Annotated in this window: 8 protein-coding genes; 6 read left to right on the top strand and 2 right to left on the bottom strand. The window is 67.5% G+C overall.

Annotated elements, in window-relative coordinates; genetic code table 11:
* The 5 genes from ACR2JA_RS03455 to ACR2JA_RS03435 all read left to right on the top strand — a co-directional run.
* On the top strand, positions 1–258 hold a 258-nt coding region (locus ACR2JA_RS03455), incomplete at its 5' end, for a DUF1330 domain-containing protein (RefSeq protein ID WP_434007725.1).
* A gap of 46 nt (positions 259–304) precedes the next feature.
* On the top strand, positions 305–1,591 hold the full coding sequence (gene eno, locus ACR2JA_RS03450) for a phosphopyruvate hydratase (protein ID WP_434007724.1): 1,287 nt from the start codon (positions 305–307) through the stop codon (positions 1,589–1,591).
* A 125-nt stretch (positions 1,592–1,716) separates the two neighbouring features.
* Positions 1,717–2,001 (top strand): FtsB family cell division protein, encoded by a 285-nt coding sequence (locus ACR2JA_RS03445; protein WP_434007723.1) that lies wholly within the window; start codon positions 1,717–1,719, stop codon positions 1,999–2,001.
* A 9-nt stretch (positions 2,002–2,010) separates the two neighbouring features.
* On the top strand, positions 2,011–2,676 hold the full coding sequence (locus ACR2JA_RS03440; protein WP_434007722.1) for an AAA family ATPase: 666 nt from the start codon (positions 2,011–2,013) through the stop codon (positions 2,674–2,676).
* A gap of 2 nt (positions 2,677–2,678) precedes the next feature.
* Positions 2,679–3,887, top strand: coding sequence for an AGE family epimerase/isomerase (locus tag ACR2JA_RS03435; RefSeq protein ID WP_434007721.1), 1,209 nt, complete (start codon positions 2,679–2,681; stop codon positions 3,885–3,887).
* A gap of 93 nt (positions 3,888–3,980) precedes the next feature.
* Here the strand turns inward: ACR2JA_RS03435 and ACR2JA_RS03430 are convergent, their stop codons facing one another.
* A complete protein-coding gene (locus ACR2JA_RS03430) occupies positions 3,981–4,961 on the bottom strand; it encodes an Hsp33 family molecular chaperone HslO (RefSeq protein WP_434007720.1) in 981 nt (326 codons plus the stop codon).
* Between the two features lie 38 nt (positions 4,962–4,999).
* Positions 5,000–5,524: a gamma carbonic anhydrase family protein gene (locus tag ACR2JA_RS03425; protein ID WP_434007719.1), complete on the bottom strand. Its 525-nt coding sequence runs from the start codon at positions 5,522–5,524 to the stop codon at positions 5,000–5,002.
* A gap of 45 nt (positions 5,525–5,569) precedes the next feature.
* Between ACR2JA_RS03425 and ACR2JA_RS03420 the strand changes: the two genes are divergently transcribed.
* Positions 5,570–6,416, top strand: an 847-nt coding sequence (locus tag ACR2JA_RS03420; RefSeq protein WP_434007718.1) for a ferritin-like domain-containing protein, incomplete at its 3' end; no start/stop codon positions are given.

Genomic DNA, 6,416 nt, shown 5'->3' with positions numbered 1-6,416 from the left:
GTCACCGACGAAGCGCAGATGAAGGTCTACCGCGAGTGGAGCTCGCGCGCCATGCAGGAGTTTGGCGCCGAAGTGCTGGTCCGCGGTGGCCGCGTCGAACCGCTCGAAGGCGACTGGCATCCGCAGCGGGTCGTGGTGCTGAAGTTCAAGGACATCGCCACCGCACAGGCCTACTACCACTCCGAAACCTACACCCACGCGCGCACCCTTCGCGAGGGAGCGGGTTCGATCCGCATGTTCGCCGTTGAGGGCGCCTGAGCGCCCGTTCCGATTTGTTTTTTGACTTGTTCCAAAGGTAGAAACCATGAGTGCAATCGTTGATATCGTCGGCCGTGAAGTCCTGGACAGCCGTGGCAACCCCACCGTCGAATGCGACGTGCTGCTGGAGTCCGGCGTGATGGGCCGTGCGGCCGTGCCGTCGGGCGCGTCCACCGGCAGCCGCGAAGCCATCGAGCTGCGCGACGGTGACAAGAGCCGTTACCTGGGCAAGGGCGTGCTCAAGGCCGTTGAAAACATCAACACCGAGATCAGCGAAGCCGTGCTGGGCCTGGACGCCTCCGAGCAGGCCTTCCTGGACAAGACCCTGATCGACCTGGACGGCACCGAGAACAAGGGCCGCCTGGGCGCCAACGCCATGCTGGCCGTGTCGATGGCCGTGGCCCGCGCCGCCGCCGAAGAAGCCGGCCTGCCGCTGTACCGCTACTTCGGCGGCATGAGCGCCGTGCAGATGCCCGTGCCGATGATGAACATCATCAACGGCGGCGCGCACGCCAACAACTCGCTCGACCTGCAAGAGCTGATGATCATCCCCGTGGGCGCACCGTCGTTCCGCGAAGCCCTGCGCTGGGGTGCTGAAGTGTTCCACGCCCTCAAGGCCATCCTGCACGACAAGCACATCAGCACCGCCGTGGGCGACGAAGGCGGTTTTGCACCGTCGGTCGAGAACCATGAAGCCGCACTGCAACTGATCCTGCAGGCCATCGACAAGGCCGGCTACACCGCCGGTGACCAGATCGCTCTGGGCCTGGACTGCGCCGCCAGCGAGTTCTACAAGGACGGCAAGTACGTGCTCGAAGGCGAAGGCGGCATCGCCCTGACCGCCGAGCAGTGGACCGACATGCTGGCCACCTGGGCCGACAAGTACCCCATCATCTCCATCGAAGACGGCATGGCCGAAGGCGACTGGGACGGCTGGAAGGTGCTGACCGATCGCCTGGGCAAGAAGGTGCAGCTGGTGGGCGACGACCTGTACGTCACCAACACCAAGATCCTGAAAGAAGGCATCGACAAGGGCATCGCCAACTCGATCCTGATCAAGATCAACCAGATCGGCACCCTGACCGAAACGTTTGCCGCCATCGAGATGGCCAAGCGCGCCGGCTACACCGCGGTGATCTCGCACCGCTCGGGTGAAACCGAAGACAGCACGATCTCCGACATCGCCGTGGGCACCAACGCCGGCCAGATCAAGACCGGTTCGCTGTCGCGTTCGGACCGCATGGCCAAGTACAACCAGCTACTGCGCATCGAAGAAGACCTGGGCGACGTGGCCGTGTACCCCGGCCGTGCCGCGTTCTACAACCTGAAGTGAAGCCCTCCTGCGCCGCTTCGAGTCTTCCCCCCGGCGGGGGGACCACACTAGTGGCCCGGCGAAGCCGGTTCCACGGTGTGTACTGGACGGCATGCGGCGCGAGATTTGAGCACTGACCACCTGCCATGGCACACCGCTTCGTCCCTGCCCTGCTGATCGCGCTGCTGCTCGTGCTGCATGCGCAGCTGTGGTTTGGCCGCGGCAGTGTGACGCAGGTCGGCCAGATGAAGCAGGAGCTGGCCGCGCTGGAAGTGGCCAACCGCGAAGCCAAGCAGCGCAACGAGCAGATCGCCAGCGAAGTGAACGATCTGCAGGAAGGTCTGGACATGGTCGAGGAACTCGCCCGCCAGGACCTGGGCATGGTCAAGCCCAACGAAATCTTCGTCCAGATCGCCCAGAGCAAGCCCTGACGCCGCGTCATGGCCCTGACCGTCACCCTGCTCGGCGGCGAATCCTCCGGCAAGACCACCCTGGCGCAAGCGCTGCAGCCCTTGCTGCAGGCACAGGGCCTCACCTGCACCCTCGTTTCCGAACAACTGCGCAGCTGGTGCGAGGCGCAGGGTCGCGCGCCCCAGGCGCACGAACAGGTGGCGCGCGCGCGCGCGCAGACCGATGCGATCGAGGCCGCAACCCACGACGCAGAGACTCAGGTGGTCCTGGCCGACACCACAGCCCTGGTGATCGCGGCCTACAGCGAGCTGTACTTTGCCGACCGCTCGCTCTGGCCAGCGGCCATCGAACAGCAGCGCCGCTACGGTCTGACCCTGCTGATGGGCCTGGACCTGCCCTGGGTCCCCGACGGCCTGTTCCGCGACGGCCCGGCGGTGCGCGCCGCCACTGACACCGTGCTGCGCCGCGAGTTACAAGCCGTCGGCATTCCGTTCCAGACCCTGTACGGCCCGCTGGCGCTGCGCGTGCAGCAAGCCCTGCGAGCCATCGGCACCGCGCTGCAACGGCCCCTGACAACGCAAGACGCCCGCTGGGAACAGGGGCGCCGCCCCTGGAACTGCGAGAAGTGCAGCGACCCGGACTGTGAACACAAGCTCTTCACCCAATTGTTGCAACAGCGATCCACCCAAGCCTGAACATGATCCCCGCCAACCCGTTGCCCGATTTCCGCAGCCCCGCCTTCCTGCGCGCGCACATCGAAGACACGCTGGGCTTTTACCTCCCGCGCGCCATCGATGCCAGCGGCGGTCTGTACCACTTCCTGCGCGACGATGGCAGCGTCTACGACGCCCACACACGCCACCTCGTCAGCAGCACGCGTTACGTGGTGACGCTGGGCATGGCGGTGCGCCGCGGCCTGGGCGGCGATATGGCCCGCCAGGCGCTGCAGCAAGCCTTCGACTTCCTGCCGGTGCACCGCAACACCGAGACCGGCGGCTACGCCTGGCAACTCGACTGGCGCGACGGACAGGCCCGCGTGCTGGACGGCACCAACCACGCCTACGGCCTGGCCTTCGTGCTGCTGGCCCACGCGCACGCACACATGGCCGGCGTGACCGGCGCCCATGCCGGCATCGCACAGACCTTCGACCTGCTGGAACAACGCTTCTGGGAACCGGCGCACGGCCTGTACGCCGACGAAGCGACGCCCGACTGGCAGCTGCTGCCCTACCGCGGCCAGAACGCCAACATGCACCTGTGCGAAGCGCTGCTGGCGGCCTTTGACGCCACACAGGACGCCCGCTACCTGGACCGCGCCGCCCTGCTGGCCGAACACATCACGGTGCGGCAGGCCGCGCTGGCCGATGGGCTGGTGTGGGAGCACTACTGGGCCGACTGGTCGGTGGACTGGGACTACAACAAGGACGACAAGACCAACATCTTCCGGCCCTGGGGCTTCCAGCCCGGCCACCTGACCGAGTGGACCAAGCTGCTGCTGCAGCTGCACGAACGCCGCCCCAACCCGGCCCTGGTGGACCGTGCGCGCCACTTCTTCGACACCGCACTGCACAAGGCCTGGGACGGCGAACACGGCGGCCTGTACTACGGCTTCGCGCCCGACGGCAGCGTCTGCGACAGCGACAAGTACTTCTGGGTGCAGGCCGAGTCGCTGGCCGCCGCGGCGCGGCTGGCGGTGGTCACGGGCGAACAGCGCTACTGGGCCGCGTACGATCACCTATGGGCCTATGCATGGCGCCATTTCGTGGACCACGAGCACGGCGCCTGGTGGCGCATCCTCACGGCCGACAACCGCAAGTATTCGGACGAGAAGAGCCCGGCCGGCAAGGTGGACTACCACACCATGGGCGCCTGTCACGACATTCTGGATGCCCCCCTGCGCGGCTGACGCCGCTTCCCCCCGGCGGGGGGACGACGCCTGTGGCTCGGCAAAGCCGGTTCCACGGCGTCCCTGGAGACGGGCACGCGCGCCAGAAAGCGCTCAGTGAATGCCAGGTGTTCCCGGTGGCTGGCTGGCCGGCTGCAAAAACACCGTCGCGGCATCCACGGGATCAAAGCGGTACTGGGCACCGCAGAAGTCGCAGCCGACTTCGACCTGGCCCTGTTCGGCGATGATGGATTCGATCTCTTCACGGCCCAGGCTGCGCAGCATGTTGCTCACGCGCTCGCGCGAGCAGGTGCAGGCAAAACGCGGTCCGTCGGTCCCCATCTGCGGCTCGAAGCGGCGCACGTCCTCTTCCCAGAACAGGCGTCGCAGGATGGTCTCGGCGTCCAGGGTCAGCAGCTCCTCGCGCTTGAGGCTGGCCGCCAGGATGGCGATGCGGTTGTAGTCCTCGTTCAGGCCGATCTGGTCCTCGTCCTTGGCCACCGCGCCCGCGCCGGACAGGTTGGCCTCGCCCTGCAGCGGCAGGCGCTGGATCAGCAGGCCCGCGGCCACCTCGTCGTTGGCCGCCAGCACCAGGCGCGTGTCGAGCTGCTCGCTCTGCAGCATGTAGTGCTCGATCACCTCGCTGAGCTTTTCCAGCTTCTCGTGGCGGTCGCCGAACAGCGGCACCACGCCCTGGTAGGGCTGCTGGCCAGGCTTGCGGTCCTTCGGGTCCAGCGTGATGGCGCATCGGCCCTGGTTGTTCACATTGACCATGTGCGACAGCGGTGCGTCCGCGGCCACCTCGCCGGTCACGGTGGCGGTGGCGCGCAGCGTCAGGTCGGGCTGCACCTCGGCCACGGCCAGCTTGACCGGGCCGTCGCCCTGCACCTGCAGGATCAGTGCGCCGTTGAACTTGATGTTGGCCTGCATCAGCGTGGCCGCGGCGGTCATCTCGCCCAGCAGCTCGGTCACGGCCGCCGGGTAGCCGCCGGCCTGCTGGCGACGGCGCAGGATCTCCTGCCAGCTGTCGGTCAGGCGCACCAGCATGCCGCGCACCGGCAGGCCTTCAAACAGGAATTTGTGGAGTTCGGACACGCTGTGCTTTCAGAAAAATCAACGTTCGCAGATCGGGATCAAGCGATCTTTTTCAAGCCCCGCCGGAAGCGTTCGGCGTTGTGCTGGTAGTGCAGCGCGCTCTGGCGCAGGCCTTCGATCTGCTCCGGGCTCAGGCTTTTGACCACCCGAGCCGGGCTGCCCAGGATCATGGAACCGTCGGGGAACACCTTGCCCTCGGTCACCAGCGAACCCGCGCCCACCAGGCAGCCCTTGCCGATCTGTGCGCCGTTGAGCACGATGGCCCCGATGCCGATCAGCGAACCGTCGCCAATGGTGCAGCCGTGCAGCATGACCTGATGCCCCACGGTCACGTTCTCGCCGATGGTCAGCGGTACGCCATCGTCGGCGTGCAGCACCGAACCGTCCTGGACGTTGCTGCCCGCGCCGATGGTGATGGCGTCGGTGTCGCCCCGGGCCGTCACCCCGAACCAGACGCTGGCGTGCTCGCCGATGACCACGTCGCCCATGACCTGTGCGTTGTCGGCCACCCAGGCCGACGGTGCCACGCGGGGGGCCACGCCATCGAGTTCGTAAATCGCCATCGCTTGTCTCCAGTGCCGGGAAAGTGCAAACCTAGAATTGTAGGGATGCCCTCTGCCGAACGCCCTGAACCGAGCCTGCGCGCCCGCGCCCTGGACGCCCTGTGCCTGCGCGACCCGGCCGCCAAGGCCGCGGCTGCGCACGCTGTGTGGCGGGCGCTGGCGTCGCTGCCCGACGACGCCACCCTCGAACGGGCCATGGCGCCCCAGGCGGTGCTGGCCCCGCCCGAGGACACCCCGCTGCCCGGCCGCCCCGACCTGCCCCGGCTGGTACCCCCGATGGAGGTGCCGCACCGATCGCCCTACACCCCCGACGGCCTGGCCGCGCTGCTGCACGCGGTCTGCCACATCGAACTGAACGCCATCGATCTCGCGCTGGACGCGGCCTGGCGCTTTGCCGGCATGCCGCTGGACTTCTACCGCGACTGGCTGCGGGTGGCCTACGAGGAGGCAACACATTTCGGTCTGCTGCGTGCCCACCTGCAGAGCCTGGGTGTTGACTATGGTGACTGCCCGGCCCACAACGGGCTGTGGGAGATGTGCGTGAAGACGCAACACGACATCACCGCGCGCATGGCCCTGGTGCCGCGCACGCTGGAAGCGCGCGGGCTGGACGCCACGCCGCTGATCCAGGCCCGTCTGCGCAAGGTCGGCACACCTGCGGCGCAGCGCGCGGTCGAGATTCTGAACATCATCCTGCGCGACGAGATCGGCCACGTGGCCATCGGCAACCGCTGGTACGGCTGGCTCTGCGAACGCCAGCGACTGGACCCGATCACGCACTACCGCGTGCTGGCCCGCACCCACGCTGCGCCGCGCCTGAAACCGCCGTTCAACGAAGGCGCGCGCCGCGCCGCCGGCTTCAGCCAGGCCGAGATCGACGACCTGCACGGCA

Origin of the sequence: Hydrogenophaga sp. (genome assembly GCF_051007235.1) — a bacterium.
Taxonomy (GTDB): domain Bacteria; phylum Pseudomonadota; class Gammaproteobacteria; order Burkholderiales; family Burkholderiaceae_C; genus Hydrogenophaga.
Note: the sequence above shows the minus strand (reverse complement) of the source record. Positions and strands in the feature narration are given on the sequence as shown.

Coding starts and splice junctions, on each gene's coding strand:
- ACR2JA_RS03440 (WP_434007722.1), top strand. CDS start 2,011: ATGGCCCTGACCGTCACCCTGCTCGGCGGCGAATCCTCCGGCAAGACC.
- ACR2JA_RS03425 (WP_434007719.1), bottom strand. CDS start 5,524: ATGGCGATTTACGAACTCGATGGCGTGGCCCCCCGCGTGGCACCGTCG.
- ACR2JA_RS03435 (WP_434007721.1), top strand. CDS start 2,679: ATGATCCCCGCCAACCCGTTGCCCGATTTCCGCAGCCCCGCCTTCCTG.
- eno (WP_434007724.1), top strand. CDS start 305: ATGAGTGCAATCGTTGATATCGTCGGCCGTGAAGTCCTGGACAGCCGT.
- ACR2JA_RS03445 (WP_434007723.1), top strand. CDS start 1,717: ATGGCACACCGCTTCGTCCCTGCCCTGCTGATCGCGCTGCTGCTCGTG.